The following is a 17759-nucleotide window of genomic DNA, read 5'->3' on the forward strand; positions in this document are numbered from 1 at the left end:
GACTTCGTGGCAGATCGACGCCGTTCTCACAGGAGGGGCACAGCCTCCGGCGACACGCTCGAGCCATGAGCACGATCCCGCCGCCACCGTCCTTCCCGCCTCCCGCTCCCGCGCAGCCCCTCCGCCGTCCCCGCCGGCTGCTCGCCGGCGCAGCGCTCGCCACGCTCCTCGCGGGCGGCAGCCTCGCGACCGGCGCGGCCATCGGCCTGCACTGGCAGCGCGACGTCCCCCCATCCTCCGTCGCCGCCGAGGAGGCGCCGTCGGTCGTCGCCGACCCTCCGTCGTACGCCGGTCCGCCGTCGCTCGACGGACGGCGTGCCCCCTTCGCAGCGGACGGGGGCACGGGCACGTCCTCCTCCGCCGACGCGACGGCGGAGGAGTCGGCCGGGCTCGTGCTGATCTCCTCGACCCTGACCAACGGGACGGCCGCGGGGACGGGGATCCTGCTCTCCAGCGACGGCACCGTCGTCACGAACCACCATGTCGTGGAGGGTGCCACCGACCTGGAGGTCACCATCGCCAGCACCGGCGAGACCTTCACTGCCCGCTATGTGGGCGGCTCGACCGCCACCGACGTCGCCGTCCTCGAGCTCGAGGACGCCAGCGGCCTGACACCCGCCGCCATCAGCAGTGACGACGCCGGCCTCGGCGACGCCGTGACGGCCCTGGGCGACGCCGGCGGCGACGGCGGCTCACTGACCGCATCCCCCGGGACCGTGACCGCCGTCGACCAGGACGTCACCGTCAGCAACACGGACGGCACCAGCACGACCCTCCAGGACCTGATCCAGCTGCAGGCCGTCGTGGTGCCCGGCGACTCCGGCGGTGCCGTGCTCGACAGCGACGGCGAGGTGGTCGGCATGAACGTCGCCGCCTCCAGCGACAGCCGCAACGCCGTCGGCTACGCCATCCCGTTCGACACCGTCCTGGCCGTGGCCGACCAGGTCCGACGTCACCAGGGCGAGGGCTGGTAGTCCTTCACGAAAACACCGTAGACGTCCTCGCCGGCCTCGCCGCGCACGATCGGGTCATAGACGCGGGCCGCGCCGTCCACCAGGTCGAGCGGAGCGTGCCACCCCTCGGCGGCGATCCGCAGCTTCTCGTGGTGCGGCCGCTCGTCGGTGATCCAGCCGGTGTCGACCGCGGTCATCAGGATGCGGTCGGTCTCGAACATCTCCCCCGAGGAGGTGCGGGTCATCATGTTGAGCGCGGCCTTGGCCATGTTGGTGTGCGGGTGTCCGGCGCCCTTGTAGCGGCGGGAGAACTGGCCCTCCATCGCCGAGACGTTGACGATGTAGGCCCGGCGAGCACCGCCCTGCACGGCCGCCCGGAGCGCCGGCCGCAGCCGGGAGTTGATCAGGAAGGGCGCGATCGAGTTGCAGAACTGCACCTCGAGCAGCTCCAGCGGGTCGACCTCGTCGAGCACCTGGGTCCAGGAGTTGTTGTCCTGGATGTCGGGGATCAGGCCGCCGGCGTCGATGGCCGTGCCGGCGAGATGGGCCTCGAGCGAGGCGCCGCCCGCCTTGAGCGAGAGCGCGGTGAGGGACGCCGCATTGTGAGAGGCGATGGTCGAGTTGGGTGCCACCACAGCAGTGGAGCCGTCTTCATGGTGGGCTACGGGGTGTGCGTCGAGCGCGCCGGCGATGGCCGCGGGGTGCGCCTCCGAGATCCGGTCGAAGGTCACCATCTCCGGCAGCGCCTTCACGCCCAGCGACTCGGCCGTGGGCAGGGCGGTGCTCTCACCGTCGATCAGGTGCGAGTAGGCACCGGGCAGGCGTCGTACGGTCTGGCAGGCGTTGTTGATGATGATGTCGAGCGGCCCGTCGGCCGCGACGTCGTCGGTCAGCGAGATGACCTGCGTGGGGTCGCGCAGGTCGATGCCGACCACCTTGAGACGGTGCAGCCAGTCGGCGGAGTCCTCCATCGCGGCGAACCGGCGTACGGCGTCCTTCGGGAAGCGGGTCGTGATCGTGGTGTGGGCGCCGTCGCGGAGCAGCCGCAGCGCGATGTACATCCCGATCTTGGCCCGGCCGCCGGTCAGCAGCGCCCGTTTGCCGGTGAGGTCGGTGCGCTGGTCACGCTTGGCGTGGCTCATCGCGGCGCAGCGCGGGCACAACCAGTGATAGAACGCGTCGACGAGGGTGAAGTCCTCCTTGCAGATGTAGCACCCGCGCGCGGTGATCAGCTCCCCGGCGAAGGCGCCCTTCGCGGTCGAGACCAGCGGGATGCCGGCGGTCTCGTCGTCGATCCGCATCGGCGACCCCGTCGCCGTCCGCTCGATGATGTCCTGGTCGTGGCGCTGCCGCTCCATGCGGATCTCGGCCCGCCGGGACTTCTTGATCAGCTTGTACATGTACGACGCCGCGCGCTTCATCGTGCGGACGTCGTCGTGGTCCGGGTGCAGCTCCGGAATCTGCCGCAGCACCTTGATCGCGATCGCGAGCTCATCGGGATCGATGCGGTCGAGCGCGGGCTCGCCAGGGGCATCGGTTCGTACGTCCACCGGCGAATCGTACGGAGCAACAAGCGTCGTCACCGCATCTGCGCTGCGCCGGACTCCTCCGATCGGCGCTCGCCCGGCCGATGGGCACCATGTCCCCGCCGCCTGCCGACCGACTGGAGCCGACCGTGGCCGGAAGCCTCGTCCGGGCAGCGCTGCCCGCACTCGGCTTCGGGGTGGCCTACGCCCTCGCCACCGAGCTCGGGCGCGCCACCCGCGCGGTCGACAGCGAGGTCTCGCTGCTGTGGCCGGCTGCCGCCGTCGCGACCCTGTGGGCGATACACCTGCGCACCCTCGGCGCCCGGTCCGCCGGACTCCAGTGGGGCGTGCTCGCCGCGCTGACCTTCGGGATCAACCTGCGCACCGGCGCCGGGCTGGACCTGTCGCTGTGGTTCGTGCTCGTCAACCTCGCCCTCGCGGCGATCACCTCCGGTGTCCTGTCGTACGGCGGACGCCGGCCCCGGCTGCGCGACCCCCTCGACCTCGGTCGGCTGATCGTGGCGGTCGCCGCGGGCACGCTGGTCGCCGGTCTCCTGGCCGTCGTGTGGTTCGCCAGCGTCGGCCGGGGCCATCTCGTGGAGACCTTCGCCCTGTTCACGGTGCGCAACGGGGTCGCTGCGCTCGGCGGTGTGGCGATCGTGCTGCGGCTCCGCGAGCACCGCCGGACGGGCGGCCCGGTGTCCGGCGCGCACCTGCTCGAGGGGCTCGGCTGCCTGCTGGTGACTGCCGGTGTGCTGGCAGCGCTGTGGGCGCTGCCCGGCATCTCCCTGGCCTTCCTGCTGTCGGTCCCGGCCCTGTGGGTGGCGTTGCGCTTCTCGATCCCGTCGAGCGCGGTCTTCATCGTGGCGACCGCGGCGGCGGTGGCCGTCACGACGATCGCGGAGCGCGGCCCCTATGCGGGGCTGGCGCCGGTCGAGCAGGCGCTGCTGGCCCAGGGCCTGGTCGGCACGACCATGCTGACCGTGCTGGCGCTCTCGCTCCATCGCGACTCCCGCACCGACCTGATCACCCAGCTCCGCCACCTCGCGCAGCACGATCCGCTGACGGGACTGGCCAACCGCGCACTGCTGATCGAGCGGATCGAGCGCGAGCTCCAGCGGCCCCGCTCGCAGCGGCCCACGGTCGGCATCCTCTACATCGACCTCGACGGGTTCAAGCAGATCAACGACGCCTGGGGACACCGCGAGGGTGACCTGGTGCTGAGCGAGATGGCGGGGCGGATCTCGGCGATGGTCGACGACGCCGACCTCGTGGCCCGGATCGGCGGGGACGAGTTCGTCGTCGCCTGCTTCACCATCGCCGACCAGGCCGGGCTGCACACGACCGCCGAGCGTGTCCGTGCCGGCATCGCCGTGCCCTACGGAGAGGCGGCGGACGCTCCCTACGACCGGATCACGGCCAGCATCGGCACTGCGCTGGCCGGGCGGTCGAGCACGGCACGGTCGCTGCTGGTCGAGGCCGACCGGGCGATGTATGACGCGAAGCGGTCCGGTCGCAACCGGACCCTGCCGTCGTCGTACGTCCTGCGGCGGGCGTAGGCGGTCAGGGCCGGATCGACCCCGGGTCAGCCCATGGACTCCGCGCCGGTCCGGATCGCCTGGCGGATCCGGGGATAGGTGCCGCAGCGGCAGACGTTGCGGATCCCGTCGAGGTCGGCGTCCGTGATCGCCCGTCCCTCGGCGCGCACCCGGTTGACCAGCGCGACGGCCGCCATGATCTGGCCGGGCTGGCAGTAGCCGCACTGGGAGACGTCGTGCTCGAGCCACGCCTCCTGCATCGGATGCAGGCCGTCACCCTCCACCGTGTCGGCGAGACCCTCGATCGTGGTGATCTCGTCGTCCTCGCCGATCTGGTCGATCGGCACCGCACAGGGGTTGAACGCCTTGCCGTTGACGTGCGACGTGCAGGCCTTGCAGACGTTGATCCCGCAGCCGTACTTGGGGCCGGTGACGCCCAGGACGTCGCGCAGGACCCACAGGACGCGGACACCGTCCTCGACGTCGACCGTCACGGTCTCCCCGTTGAGGCGGAAGGTGTGCTGGGGCATCGCTCCTCCTCAGAACGTGTAGGACAGGCCGTCGGTCGGCGACGGCGGGACGGGCGGGACGAAGGACTTGGGCTCGAAGTGCAGCGGATCGTGGAAGTTGATCGGGAACTCCGTCGGCATCCGACCCGTCGCCCGGGCCCAGGCGCAGGCGACTGCCGCCATGGACGCGGCGACCCCGGCCTCCCCGACCCCGCCCGGTTCGGTGCTGTCCGAGTCGAGCACCTCGCACCGGAAGTCCAGTGGCGTGTTCCACTGCCGCGTGTAGGCCGAGTTGTCCCAGCTGGCCTCGAGGAAGTGGCCGTCGACGAGGTGGTTGGAGTAGGTCAGGGCCTGCGCCAGGCCGTCGGCGAAGCCGCCCATCATCTGCGCCTTCACGCCGTCGGGATTGATGACGAGCCCGGCGTCCACGACGACGGTGGCGCGGGTGACCCGTGGTCCGGTGACGGCGTCGCGGACCTTGCGGTTGACGGTCTCCGGGCGGCAGTCGATCTCGACGAGGACGGCGGTCGCGCCCTTGTATTCCTTGTGGATCGCGATTCCCTGGGCCGTCCCGGCGGGCATCGCGCGCCCCCACTCCCCCAGCTCGGCGACACGATCGAGCACCCGCCGGACGACCTTGCTCTTGAGGTGGCTGCGCCGGAAGGCGACCGGGTCCTTGCCCAGCCGGGCGGCGAGCCGGTCGACCATCAGCTCGTTGGCGGTGGCGACGTCGGGCGAGTAGATGTTGCGCACCGAGCCGGTGTTGAAGCGGGTCGGCGCCGGCTGCGGCTCGTTGAGCAGCTGGGTGATGACGCCGAAGTTGTAGGGCAGCTCCTGGGTCAGCAGGAACACCGTCTCGGAGAACCCGAGGTTGCCCAGCCCCGTCGGGAGGGCCGCCACCTCGGCCGTGAGGCGCTCGCCCAGGCCGTGCCTCCAGTCGACGGGGACACTGGTGTGACGCTGCTCGAAGGTCAGCACGCTGCCGGCCAGGACGGTGGCCCGGATCCGCGACACCGCCATCGGGTGGACCCGACCCTGCCGGGGCTCGTCGGCGCGGTGCCACATCAGCTTGACCGGTGCACCGAAGGCCTTCGACGCGTGGGCTGCCTCGATGGCGGCGTCACTGAACAGCTTGCGCCCGAACGAGCCGCCGCCCTGGACCACGTTGACCGTGACCTTCGCCTGCGACAGTCCGAGCGCCTTGGCGACCTTGGACTGCGCGTCGATGGGCGACTTCAGCCCGCCCCAGATCGTCGCCGACCCGTCTCGTACGTCGGCAACGGCACAGTTGGGCTCGAGTGCCGAGCCGCTGCGGAAGTGGAAGACGAACTCACCTTCGACCGAGGCCGCGCCGAGCTTCGGTACCGCCAGTGGCAGCTGCGCGCGGCGCAGCTCGGTGAGCACGTCGGCGGCGTCCTTGCCGGGCACCGTGCCGGGGTTCCACTCGACGTCGAGCGCCCGGACGGCGTCGATGCACTGGCCGAAGGTGCGCGCACGAACCGCGACGCCGGTCGGGATGATCGCGACGTGGGTGACGCCGGGCATCTCCTCCACGTCGCCCTGGTTGCGCACCGACCGCGCCGTCCCGTTGAGGTCGGGGGCCCGGCACACCATCGTGGGCAGCGCGTGGGGGACGTCGAGGTCCATCGCGAATTCCTTGCGGCCGGTCACCGCGTCGACGGCGTCGATGCGCCGGTGTCCCTTGCCGACCAGCGCGAGGGACGCGTCGTCCTTGAGCCGGACCCGCACCTGCTTCGTCTCGGGGATCACCGCCGAGGCAGCGGCCTCGCCATAGGTCAGGCTCTCGCCACCGGGCGCCTGGATCACGCCGGCCTTGGCGACGAGGCTCGAGACGATCGCGCCCAGCTGGATCGCCGCCGCCTCGAGCAGCGCCTTGCGCGCGACGGCTGCCGCCACGCGGACCGGTGTGTACATCGAGATGATCGTGTTGGACCCGCCGGTCAGCTGGTTGAAGAGCAGCTCAGGTCGCGCCGGCGCGAGGGTGACGTGCACCCGCTCGATCGGGAGGTCCAGCTCGTCGGCGATCAGCATCGCGACGGCGGTGGTGATCCCCTGCCCGACCTCCATCCGCGGCAGCGCGAAGTGCGCGTCACCCTGGTCGTCGATGCGGATCCCGATGAGGTTCGAGGTCGGCAGCGCGCAGTGTGTCAGGAAGTCGTTGAGGTCGTAGAGCTCGGCGACCTGGGGCAGCGACGGGATCGGCAGCGCGCTGGCCGGCGCCGCACCGAGCGTCAGGTCCGCGGCCACCGCCACGCCCGCTCCGCCGACGACATAGCCGACGAACGTCCGGCGGCTGAGCCGGGCAGGAGGCTGCCCGTCGTGATTCCCCATGAATGACCCCCCGAGATGTGATCGTGGTCACTCCACCATCCCGGTCCGCCGTTGGTCAACGGTTGGCTCGCGCCCCGTCCAGCTCCGGGAGGACTCGCTCGACGAGGGCGAGCAGCGCCTCCCTCAGCAGCAGGTGCGCCTGCTCGCGGGTCAGCGCCTCCTCCCGCACCCACTCCTTGATCGCCCCCCGAGCCAGCTCGCCGAACGACCGGATGACGGCGCGGGACGCGGCGTCCTCCGGGTCACCGCCGACCATCTCGAGCACCCTGCCCGCCGCCACATCGGCGCCCGCGTCGAGGATCGCGAGCACCTCGGGGTCCTCCCCGACCCCTTCGGCTGCACGCACGGTGATGTAGGAGGCCCGTTCGGGTGTCCAGGACGACAGGAACCACCGCACGGCCACGTCGACGCGATCGGTCAGCGGACCGGTCGGCAGCGGCACGTCCTCGATGGTCGGCAGGAGCGCTGCTCGCCGTACGACCTCGAGGTAGAGGGCGCGCTTGTCGCCGAAGTAGTGGTTGAGCAACCCACGGGCGATGCCGGCCTCGCGGGCCAGCTCGGTGGTGGACACGTCCGCAAACGGACGATCGGCGAACAGCCGCTCGGCCGCGAGCAGGATCTGCTCGCGGCGGGCGTCCGGCGAGAGCCGGCGGCGGCGTACGTCGGAGGTGGTCACGTCCCGCACCCTACTATTGGCAGGTTGCCAACAACAGTCTACGCTGATCGGGTGACCACTTCCGTCGAGCGCACGCCGACCCGGGTCCGGGACGTCCCCGTCCCCGCCGGCTTCGACATGCGCGACCACCTGTCGGGCATCGGCGCCCACCTGGCCGGCCCCGCCAACGTCATCCTGCAGCTGAGCTGGCCGGCCGTCGGCTACGGCGTGATGAACAGCCGGGTCCACGACGGCGCCGCGATGAAGCGGCCCTTCAAGCGTGGTCGCACGACGTTCACCTACATCGCCGTCGCGATGCTCGGCACCGACGAGGAGCGCGCCGCCTTCCGCAAGGAGGTCAACCGGCAGCACGCGCAGGTCGTCTCCCGCGAGGGCGAGCCCGTGCAGTACCGCGGCATGGATCCCGGCCTGCAGACCTGGGTCGCGGCCTGCCTCTACTACGGCACCGTCGACATGATCGAGAAGATGCACGGCCCGATCACCGACGAGGCCGAGGCCGACGCGCTCTATGCGCACTGCGCCCGCTTCGGCACGACGCTGCAGATGCCGGCCGACGCCTGGCCCGCCGACCGCGCCGCCTTCGACGCCTACTGGGAGGACGGTCTGGCGCAGGCCAGCATCGATCCGGCGATCGCCCAGTTCCTGCTCACGCTCACCGAGTTCAAGAACTTCCCGAAGCCCTTCCACACCCTCGGCCGCGGGATGGTCTTCATCACCACCGGCTTCCTCCCGCCCGAGATCCGCGAGGCGATGAGCCTGCCGTGGAACCGGCGCATGCAGAAGCGCTTCGACCGGATCCTGCGCATCGCCGGTCGGATCGAGCGGGCCCTCCCGCGCTTCCTCAAGAACTTCCCGTTCAACCTCTACCTGTGGGACATGCGGATGCGTCGCCGTTTCCGCAGGCCGCTCGTCTGACCGGACGTCCCTCCCCTCCCGTCACCAGCAAGGACACCCCGATGGACTTCGACCTGCCCGAATCCGCCCTCGCCGTCCGCGAGGGCGTCGCCGCCGTCGCCGCGAAGTACGACCACGCCTACTGGTCGCAGTGCGAGGAGGAGCACCGGTTCCCGCAGGAGATCTTCGACGATCTCGGCCGTGGCGGCTGGTTCGGTCTCTGCGTTCCCGAGGAGTACGGCGGTGGCGGCCAGGGGCTGCTCGAGCTCGCCGTCGCCAACATGACGCTGTGCGCCTCCGGAGGCGTGGCGGGCACGTTCTTCTACGTGACGACCCCCGGGTTCGGCGCGATGACGCTGACCCGGCACGGCTCGGAGGAGCAGAAGCAGCGGATCCTCCCCGGTCTGGCCGACGGCACGGTGCAGTTCTGCCTGGCGCTGACCGAGCCCGATGCCGGCTCCAACGCCATCGAGATCAAGACGTCGGCGCGACGCGACCCCGACAACACCGACGACTTCCTGATCAAGGGCCAGAAGATCTGGATCTCCAACGTGGAGAACGCCGACTGGATGGTCGCCGTCACCCGCACCATCCCCGCGGCCGAGACCAAGGCGCAGGGCCTGCCCCGCACCGCGGGCTTCACCCTCTTCCTGGTCGACGTCAAGCAGGCGCTCGCCGACGGAACGCTCTCCTACAACCCCATCCCCAAGATGGGCAGCAACATCCTGCACTCCTCGCAGGTCTTCTTCGACGATGTCCGCGTCCCCGCCGAGAACGTCATCGGCGAGGTCGACGCCGGTTTCGGCGTGCTGTGGGACGTGCTCAACCCCGAGCGCATCCTCGCCGCCTCCGGCGGCATCGGCACTGCGGACGCCGCATTGAAGATCGCCTGTGACTACGCCCGCGAGCGGGAGGTCTTCGGCCGTCCCATCGGCGCCAACCAAGGACTGCAGTTCCCGCTGGCCCAGCTCAAGGCCAAGACCGAGCTGGGGCGACTGATGACCTATCAGGCCGCGTGGCTGTTCGACCAGGGCCGCCCGTGCGGCAACGAGGCCAACGTCGCGAAGCTGACCGGCGCCCAGGTCGGCTGGGAGGCGGCGAACCAGGCGTTCCAGACGCTCGCAGGCATGGCCTACTCCAAGGAGTACCCCGTCGAGCGGATCTTCCGCGACGCCCGGATCGCCAAGAACATCCCCGTCGCCGAGGAGCTCGTGCTGGCCCACATCGGCACGGCGATGCTGGGGCTCCCCAAGTCCTACTGAGCCGCGTCAGGCGCCGAGCGCGCGGGCGACCATCACCACGGAACCGGCCGGGATGCCGGGGCTGTAGTGATAGCCCTGCACCTCGTCGCAGCCGCGCTCGCGCAGGTAGCGCTCCTGCAGCTCGGTCTCCACCCCCTCGGCGACGACCGTCATGCCCAGCGCGTGCGCCATCACGATGATGGCGTCGACGATGGCCGCCTGGGAGTCGATGTCGGCGATCTCGCTGATGAACGACCGGTCGATCTTGATCTTGTCGATCGGGAAGCGGGTCAGGTAGGCCAGGGAGCTGTAGCCACGGCCGAAGTCGTCGACGACGACCGACACCCCGAGCTCTCGCAACGCGTTGAGGGTCGCGACCACGTCGCCGCTGTCCTCGATGAGGATGCCCTCGGTGATCTCGACCTCGAGCTGACCGGGGTCGAGGCCGGTCACCGCGATCGCCTCCGCGATCTCGGCGATCCAGGCCGTGCCGCGCAGCTGGCGGGGTGAGACGTTGACGGCCAGCCGCAGGGGGCGGCCGAGCTCCTCCTGCATCCGCACCACCGCCGAGCAGGCGTTGCGCAGCACCCACTCCCCCAGCTGGGCGATCATGCCGCCGTCCTCGGCGACCGGGATGAACCGGTCGGGTGGCACGGAGCCCAGGCTCGGGCTCGTCCAGCGGGCCAGCGCCTCCACACCCACGACCTCACCGGAGCCCAGATCGACCTGCGGCTGATAGACCAGCGAGAGCTCGTCGGCCTCGATCGCCTGGCGCAGGGCAGCCGACAGCGAGAGCTTGTCGTTGTTGTCCTCGAGCATCGCCGGCGCGAACCAGCGCACGGTGTTGCGGCCGGCCGCCTTGGCCTGGTACATCGCGATGTCGCCGTGCTTGAGGAGGGTGACAGGATCGCCGCCATCGGTGGGATAGAGCGTGCCGCCGATGCTGCCGGTGACGGCCAGCTCGTAGCCGTGGACCACCACCGGTGCCAGCACCTCGGCCATCAGGCGCTCGAGCCGACCCTCGAGGTCGGTGCCGGGCTCGAGGTCGTCCAGGACCAGCACGAACTCGTCCCCACCCAGACGGGCGACGACGTCGGTGCTGCGGACCATCGCCAGCAGCCGCTCGGCGACGACCACCAGCAGCTCGTCGCCGATGTGATGGCCCAGCGAGTCGTTGATCCGCTTGAAGTGGTCCAGGTCGAGCAGCAGCAGCGCCAGCTGACCGCCGGTGCGGTCGCACGTCTCGACCGCCTGGTCGAGGTAGCGCAGCAGGAGGGTCCGGTTCGGCAGGTTGGTCAGGGCGTCGTGGGTCGCGAGGTGCTCGACGCGGTTGCGCGACTCGATGCGGTGCGCGATGTCGTAGGCGACCACGACGTGCCCGGCCTCGCCCTCGTGCGCGCCGGCCAGTGGCACGATCGCCTCGTTGACCGGGATCATCGCGCCGCTGCGGTGGCGATAGACCCACTCCTCCTCCGGCGAGTCCCGGACGAGCACGGGGGCGCCGTCGGCGTACCGCGGTCGCTCGACGCCGTCGATGTCGGTGAGCCAGCGCCCGATCAGGTCGGCCTGGCGGTGGCCGAGGAGCTCCTCCGCGGCAGGATTCGCGGTGAGGATGCGGCCATGGTGGTCGGTGACGAGGACGGAGAAGGGCATCGCGTCGAGGATCGAGCGGCGCAGGCGGTCCTCGCGGGCGAGGGTGAGCGCCTCCTGGCCGCGGACCCGTTCGGTGATGTCGATGACCGACGCCAGGACGTGTCGCTGCCCCCCGATGACGATCGGGTTCAGGCCGATCTCGACCGGCATCTCGCTGCCATCGCGGCGCAGTCCGAAGAGCTCCCGACCGACGCCCATGCTGCGGCGCTCCGGCTGGGCGACGTAGGAGGCTCGCTCGACGTCGTGGTGATGGCGGAAGCGCGCCGGGATCAGGTCCTCCACCCGCAGGGTGAGGAGCTCGTCGCGCTCGTAGCCGAAGGACCGCTCGGCCTCCCCGTTGGCCAGGACGATCTGTCCTGCGGCGTCGACGAGGAGCATCGCGCTGGGTGCTGCCTCGATGACCAACCGCAGCCGATCGTCGGGATCCACCACCTCGGCCAGCACGGCCCCCTCGACACGGGACTCCATGACCCCTCCATCTCGGGGCGCGCCACCCCGTCGCCCCATCCTGACGCTCCTTCGGCCCCCGGACGACCGTTCGGAGCAGTTCGGGACCTTGGTCCCGAGTTTCGCGGCGAACGGTCCCGACCGCCGCCATGCCGGCCCGCGGACCGCTCCGACACCCCTACCGTCGGGGCGGGGCGCGTCGACGTCCCTGGAGAGGAACATCATGCGACTGCACCGTGGCGTCGGAGCCCTGATCTTCGGGACCGCCCTGGCTGGCGCAGCACTGCTGTGGTGGTCGGTGTCCGACACCGCTGCCGGCTCCGACGACCCCGACGGCCTCGTCGTCGGCGCGTGGCACCTCCTCTACGACACCGAGGCGCCGACCACCGCGACGCTGGCCGCGGCCGTCGGGCTCGCCCTCCTGTTCGCCGCCGGGGTGGCGCTGCTGGAGCGGCGCATCGCCAACCGCGCGCGCCGCAGCGAGGACGGCGACCGCCTGCCGCTGTCACCGAAGCGGATCATGGCCGAGACCCGCGGCGTCTTCCACGGCGCCGTGACCGTCACCGTGCTGGTGCCCGCCCACAACGAGGCGGCGGCGATCGGCGCGACCCTGACCTCCCTGCGCGCACAGTCGGCGGCCCCCGACCGGATCGTCGTGGTGGCCGACAACTGCACGGATGACACCGTCGCCATCGCCCGCCACCACGGCGCGGAGGTCATCGAGAGCGTCGACAACGTGCACAAGAAGGCCGGGGCGCTCAACCAGGCCCTGCGCCTGATCCTGCCGGCGCAGGGCGAGAACGACCTGGTGATGGTCATGGACGCCGACACCGTCCTCGACGACGGCTTCCTCGCGGCCGGCGTACGCCGGATGAGCGACGACCGCGCGCTGATGGCCATCGGCGGCCTCTTCTACGGCGAGGACGGCAAGGGCCTGATCGGCCAATTCCAGCGCAACGAGTACACCCGCTATGCCCGCGACCTCCAACGCCGGCGCGGCCGGGTCTTCGTCCTGACGGGCACCGCGACCATCTTCCGGCCGCGAGCGCTGCGCACGGTGGCCGACGAGCGGGGCCACAGCCTCCCGGGCGTCCCCGGCGATGTCTACGACACCCTGGTCCTGACCGAGGACAACGAGATCACCCTCGCCCTGAAGGTGCTGGGCGGCCTCATCGTCTCGCCCTCGGAATGCACAGTCGTCACCGAGGTGATGCCGACGTGGCGGGCGCTGTGGGCCCAACGGCTGCGCTGGCAGCGGGGCGCGCTGGAGAATCTCGGCGAGTACGGCATGCGACCCGCCACCTTCCGCTACTGGGCCCAGCAGCTCGGCATCGGCTACGGCGTCATCGCGCTCGGCAGCTACCTGACGATGATGGTGCTGATGATGGTGTCGTTCGACACCTGGATCTGGTTCCCGTTCTGGCTCGGGACCGGGCTCGTCTTCACGGTCGAGCGGATCATCACGGTGTGGCGAGGTGGGTGGCGAGCCCGGATCCTCGCGGCGACGCTCTTTCCCGAGCTCTTCTATGCGCTCTTCCTCGACATCGTCTACCTCAAGGGCATCGTCGACCTGTCGCTCGGCCGTCAGGCCACGTGGAAGCACGTCCCGCAGACCCCGACCCGCGTGAAGGAGAGCGCCCGATGACGTCCTTGCTCGCACCGCTGGTCGCCCCGCTCGGCATCCTCCTCCCCGAGTCCCTGGTGCGCTCCCACGGCTTCGCCGTGCTCGCGGCCTTCGTGGCCATCAACACCGTCGTCTACGTGGCGCTGTCCGTGGCCAAGGCGCTGCCGAAGGTCTATGTCCGCGACCACCTGCCGCGCACCTACCACCGCGCGGAGACGCGGAGCATCCATCCCGACGCGCCGCGCTGAACGCACGACTGCCCGGGAGCATCGCTCCCGGGCAGTCGTCGTCGAACGGTCGATCAGCGGGTCACTGCGGCACCGCGGCGGCGAGCAGCTCGATCAGCTCCGGCATGCCACCGGACCACTGGAAGCTGAGCGCGGTCGGCGGCGAGACCGCGGAGATCTTCTCGCGACCCACGACCTGGGCGTTGTGGCCGCCCTTGACCGCCGGGACGGCGAGCGCCTTCTGGTCCTTCGAGAAGGCGTCGGCCAGGGTCTGGTCGTCGAAGTAGGTGATCACCACGTCCGCGTCGATCTTGTCGGCCTCCTCCCAGCTCAGCTCGTAGTAGAAGCCACCGTCGGAGGTGTCGAGCGCCGCCACACTCGGGGCGATCTCGAAGCCGAGCTTCGTCATCACGGCCAGGCGCGGGTCGAGCTCGGTGTAGGGCGAGATCGTGTTCGGTCCGGGGTAGAGCGCCGCGATCGTCTTGCCGGCGAACTCGGGGTGCTTCTCGGCCTCGTCGGCGAGGTAGGCGTCGATGTCGTCGAGGATCGTCTGCCCGTGGGAGCTGCGGCCCAGCGCACTGGCCGCGATCTTGATCGTGTCCTGCCACGTCGTCGTCCACGGCGCCTCGGGATAGGCGACGGTCGGCGCGATGTCGTTGAGCTGGTCGAACTGCTCCTCGGTGATGCCCGAGTAGGGCGCGAGGATCAGGTCCGGCTTGGCGGCGATGAACTCGTCGTAGGGGACCGTCGAGCCGGTGCCGTCGTCGGGGAGCAGCGTCGGGTGGTCGACGCCCTCGGCGTCGTACGCCTCCTCGACCCAGGGCAGCAGGTTGCCCTTGCCGACGGTCCACAGCTGCTCGGCGACCGCGACCGGGTAGACGCCGGAGGCGATCGCGGCCTCGGTGGCGCCCCAGCCCCACGTGGCGACGCGCTGCGGCTCCTCCTCGATGACGGTCTCGCCGAAGGCGTGCTCGATCGTGATCGGGAACTGGTCGGTGACCTCGAGGGTCGTCGCCCCAGCCTTCTTCTCGTCACCGTCGTCCTGACCACAGGCGGCCAGCGCCAGGGTTGCGGCCAGGCCTGCGACGAGCGCAGTGCCACGGCGGAAGGCGCGTGTCGTACGCACGGGTGCTCCTTGCTTCTCGGGATATGGCAAGGACAACCTAACTTAAGTGACCCTAAGTCGTGCGGGTGGGCCAGTCCGTGGTCGCCCGCCGACGGCCCTTCGGCACCACGAGCGGTCCGCCGGTCACCGGATCGGGGATCACCTCCGCGTCGAGGCCGAACGCCTCGCGGACCGAGTCCACGGTCAGGACGTCGGCGGGCGCACCCTGCGCGGCGACCCGGCCGCTCGACATCACCACCATGTGGTCGGCGTAGCGCGCGGCGTAGTTGAGCTCGTGCAGCACCATGACGACCGTCGTGCCGCGCTCGGCGTTGAGGTCGTGGAGCAGGTCGAGGAGCTCGAGCTGGTGGGTGACGTCGAGGTACGTCGTGGGCTCGTCGAGCAGCACGGCGTCGGTCTCCTGGGCGAGCACCATCGCGATCCAGACCCGTTGGCGCTGTCCACCCGAGAGCTCCTCGAGGCGTCGGTCGGCCAGGTCCGCCACGCCGGTGGCCTCCAGCGAGCGCATCACGATCTGGTCGTCCTGGCTGGTGTGCCGGCCGAACCAGCCCTGGTGCGGGAAGCGGCCCCGTCCGACCAGCTCGGCGACCCGGACCCCGTCGGGCGCCACGGACGACTGCGGCAGCACACCGAGCAGGCGGGCCAGCTCACGGCGCGACAGCGACCCCACGTCGGCGCCGTCCACCGTGACGCGTCCGGCGGTGAGGGGGTGCAGGCGGGCCAGGCCGCGCAGCAGCGTCGACTTGCCGCAGGCGTTGGGCCCGACGATGGCGGTGACCTTGCCCGGCGGCAGCTCGAGCGAGAGGTCCTCGATCACCGTGCGACCGCGGTAGCCGAGGGAGACGCCCTCGGCGGTGATGGCGGTGCTCATCGCGTCGCCTTCCTTTCGCTTCGGGCCAGGAGCCACAGGAGATAGGGGGCTCCGACGAGCCCGGTGACGATGCCGACGGGTGCGGTGATGCCGCCCGGCAGGGCGTACTGACCGATGACGTCGGCCGTCATCGTCAACGCGGCGCCGACAGCGGCGGAGGCGAGGAGCGCCGGTCCCCCGTCATCGACGAGGCGGCGGGCGATCGCCGGTGCGACGAGCGCGACGAAGGCCACCGGTCCGGCGACGGCCGTCGCCAGCGCGACGAGCCCGACACCGACGAGCAGCGCCATCACCCGGGCCCGCGTCGGTCCGAGGCCGAGACCCAGCGCGTGCTCGTCGCCGAGGGCCAGGGCCCGCTGCTCCCGCGCGATCGGGATCGTCAGCAGCGCCAGCGCGACCACGCCGACGCTCAACGCACCGAGGGTGCCGTCGCGCACGTCCGTCACCGAGCCGACGGTCCACAGCAGCACGGTCCCGGCCTCGCGCAGCTCCGCCTCGGAGAGGCGCCAGGCCACCAGCGAGGACGACACGTAGGCGACGCCGACACCGACCAGCACGAACCGGATGCCGTGCAGTCCCCCGCGCCAGGCCAGCAGCCAGATCGCGACCGCCGCGCCGATCGCGCCGACGAAGGCCGCGAGGTTGACGGCGGTGCCGGAGGCGCCGTACCCGACGACGGCGGTGACGGCGCCGAGGGAGGCACCGCCGGAGATGCCGAGGATGTCAGGACTGGCGAGCGCGTTGCGCAGCGTCGACTGGAAGAGTGCGCCGGCGAGGCCGAAGGCGACGCCCGCCATCACGGCGGCGAGTCCGCGGGGCAGCCTGAGCTCCCGGACGACGAGCAGGTCGAAGCGGTCACCGACGCCGAAGAGTGCGGGGAACGAGCGCTCGGGCGGCACGCCGGCCGCGCCGAGGCCGAACGTGATCAGCAGGAGGCCCAGGCACAGGGCGACACTGATGACCAGCACCGCCACGGTGCGCAGCCGATGGCGCCGGCGGATGCGGACGACGGGCAGCGTGGTCAGCGTGGTCAGCGTGGTCGAGGGGGCGCTCACAGGCCGGCCACCCTCCGGCCGCGGGCAACGGCGATGAGGACGGGTGCGCCCAGCAGCGCGGCGACGACGCCGGCCTCGAGCTCGTCGGCCTTGACGAGGCGGCCGATGATGTCGGCCGCGAGCAGCATGACCGGCCCGAGCAGGGCGCTCAGCGGGACGATCCAGCGATAGTCCGAGCCGACCAGGCGACGAGCGGCGTGCGGCACGGCGAGGCCGACGAGCGCGATCGGCCCCGCGAGCGCCGTCGCAGCACCGGCCAGACCGATGATCGCGACACCGGCCAGTGCCCGGGTCCTCCCGACGCTCTGGCCGAGCGCGGCGGCGACGTCGTCGCCCAGCGCCAGCCCGTTGAGCCGGTGCGCCATGAGCAGGGCGATGACCACTCCCCCCACGATGAACGGCCACAGCACGGCGACCGCGTCGATGTCACGACCGTTGAGAGCCCCGACCGCCCAGAACCGCAGCTGGTTGAGCGCGTCGACGTCGCGGAAGAGCAGGAGGTTCGACAGCGGAGCCATCAGGGCGGTCAGCGTGGCGCCGGCGAGTGCGAGCTGGACCGGCCGTCCGTGTCCGATGGCGAAGACGACCACCGCTGCGAGCCCGGCACCGAGAAAGGCGAACCAGATCGCGCCGACGGCCGTGACGACGCCGAACCCGGTGGCGGCCACGACGATCCCCAGCGCGGCGCCCGCGTTGAGCCCCAGCAGGCCGGGATCGGCGAGCGGGTTGCGGGTCACCCCCTGGGCCAGGACGCCGGCGAGAGCGAGGGCGAGGCCGGCGAGCACGGCGATGATCGTCCGCGGCACCCGCTGACCGCGGATCACGGCGTGGTCGACGTTGCCGGCCACCGGGTCGACCAGCGCCCGCCAGGTCTCGCCGAAGGCGACCTCGCGGACGCCCAGGGCCAGGCTCAGGACGACCCCGCCCACCAGGAGCACGGCCGCGACGACCACGATCGCCAGACGCCGGGAGGTGCCCGTCGTCGCGGTGGCGCGCGCGGGGCTCGCCACCGCTGCCTGGTCTAAGGCTTGCATTACCTAAGCATCCCACGGCCGTGGCGCCCACCG

At 71.3% G+C, this 17759-nt stretch carries 15 protein-coding genes; 6 read left to right on the forward strand and 9 right to left on the reverse strand.

Features of this window, described 5'->3' with window-relative positions; all coding sequences use genetic code 11:
* The first annotated feature begins 65 nt into the window (after positions 1-65).
* A complete protein-coding gene (locus tag E9934_RS06935) occupies positions 66-974 on the forward strand; it encodes a S1C family serine protease (RefSeq protein WP_136562159.1) in 909 nt (302 codons plus the stop codon).
* Here the strand turns inward: E9934_RS06935 and E9934_RS06940 are convergent.
* Positions 953-2503, reverse strand: coding sequence for an SDR family NAD(P)-dependent oxidoreductase (locus E9934_RS06940; RefSeq protein ID WP_202977222.1), 1551 nt, complete (start codon positions 2501-2503; stop codon positions 953-955). The two genes, E9934_RS06935 and E9934_RS06940, sit on opposite strands and share 22 nt — an antisense overlap.
* Before the next feature lie 125 nt (positions 2504-2628).
* On the opposite strand from E9934_RS06940, the gene E9934_RS06945 reads away from it, so the two are divergent.
* On the forward strand, positions 2629-4038 hold the full coding sequence (locus E9934_RS06945; protein WP_136562160.1) for a diguanylate cyclase: 1410 nt from the start codon (positions 2629-2631) through the stop codon (positions 4036-4038).
* A gap of 26 nt (positions 4039-4064) precedes the next feature.
* On the opposite strand, the gene E9934_RS06950 is transcribed toward E9934_RS06945, so the two are convergent.
* From E9934_RS06950 to E9934_RS06960, 3 genes are read right to left on the reverse strand one after another with little or no spacing between them, the layout of a single operon-like run.
* Entirely contained in the window at positions 4065-4547 is a 483-nt protein-coding gene (locus tag E9934_RS06950; RefSeq protein WP_136562161.1) for a (2Fe-2S)-binding protein, read from the reverse strand.
* A gap of 9 nt (positions 4548-4556) precedes the next feature.
* A complete protein-coding gene (locus tag E9934_RS06955) occupies positions 4557-6878 on the reverse strand; it encodes a molybdopterin cofactor-binding domain-containing protein (RefSeq protein ID WP_136562162.1) in 2322 nt (773 codons plus the stop codon).
* Between the two features lie 55 nt (positions 6879-6933).
* Positions 6934-7554 (reverse strand): TetR/AcrR family transcriptional regulator, encoded by a 621-nt coding sequence (locus E9934_RS06960; protein WP_136562163.1) that lies wholly within the window; start codon positions 7552-7554, stop codon positions 6934-6936.
* Between the two features lie 51 nt (positions 7555-7605).
* Between E9934_RS06960 and E9934_RS06965 the strand changes: the two genes are divergently transcribed.
* Complete coding sequence (locus E9934_RS06965; RefSeq protein WP_202977223.1) at positions 7606-8469, forward strand: oxygenase MpaB family protein; 864 nt, start codon at positions 7606-7608, stop codon at positions 8467-8469.
* A 41-nt stretch (positions 8470-8510) separates the two neighbouring features.
* Positions 8511-9710: an acyl-CoA dehydrogenase family protein gene (locus E9934_RS06970; protein WP_136562164.1), complete on the forward strand. Its 1200-nt coding sequence runs from the start codon at positions 8511-8513 to the stop codon at positions 9708-9710.
* A gap of 6 nt (positions 9711-9716) precedes the next feature.
* Here the strand turns inward: E9934_RS06970 and E9934_RS06975 are convergent, their stop codons facing one another.
* Entirely contained in the window at positions 9717-11810 is a 2094-nt protein-coding gene (locus E9934_RS06975; protein WP_158294952.1) for a putative bifunctional diguanylate cyclase/phosphodiesterase, read from the reverse strand.
* 202 nt (positions 11811-12012) lie between these two features.
* Here E9934_RS06975 and E9934_RS06980 point away from each other — a divergent pair, with 202 nt between their 5' ends.
* A complete protein-coding gene (locus E9934_RS06980) occupies positions 12013-13434 on the forward strand; it encodes a glycosyltransferase family 2 protein (protein ID WP_136562166.1) in 1422 nt (473 codons plus the stop codon).
* Positions 13431-13661, forward strand: coding sequence for a hypothetical protein (locus tag E9934_RS06985; protein ID WP_202977224.1), 231 nt, complete (start codon positions 13431-13433; stop codon positions 13659-13661). Before E9934_RS06980 ends, E9934_RS06985 begins: the two co-directional genes overlap by 4 nt.
* Positions 13662-13722: 61 nt before the next feature.
* Here E9934_RS06985 and E9934_RS06990 read toward each other — a convergent pair whose 3' ends face one another.
* From E9934_RS06990 to E9934_RS07005, 4 genes are read right to left on the reverse strand one after another with little or no spacing between them, the layout of a single operon-like run.
* The gene (locus E9934_RS06990; protein WP_136562167.1) at positions 13723-14766 is read right to left on the reverse strand and encodes an iron-siderophore ABC transporter substrate-binding protein; all 1044 of its coding nucleotides are present in this window, start codon (positions 14764-14766) and stop codon (positions 13723-13725) included.
* Between the two features lie 52 nt (positions 14767-14818).
* Positions 14819-15637 (reverse strand): ABC transporter ATP-binding protein, encoded by an 819-nt coding sequence (locus tag E9934_RS06995; RefSeq protein WP_136562168.1) that lies wholly within the window; start codon positions 15635-15637, stop codon positions 14819-14821.
* A complete protein-coding gene (locus E9934_RS07000) occupies positions 15634-16692 on the reverse strand; it encodes a FecCD family ABC transporter permease (RefSeq protein ID WP_136562169.1) in 1059 nt (352 codons plus the stop codon). The genes E9934_RS06995 and E9934_RS07000 overlap by 4 nt, the downstream gene beginning before the upstream one ends.
* Positions 16689-17702, reverse strand: coding sequence for a FecCD family ABC transporter permease (locus E9934_RS07005; protein WP_238694811.1), 1014 nt, complete (start codon positions 17700-17702; stop codon positions 16689-16691). The genes E9934_RS07000 and E9934_RS07005 overlap by 4 nt, the downstream gene beginning before the upstream one ends.
* Positions 17703-17759 lie beyond the last annotated feature (57 nt).

The sequence above is a fragment of the Nocardioides caeni genome, assembly GCF_004912195.1.
Lineage (GTDB): Bacteria > Actinomycetota > Actinomycetes > Propionibacteriales > Nocardioidaceae > Nocardioides > Nocardioides caeni.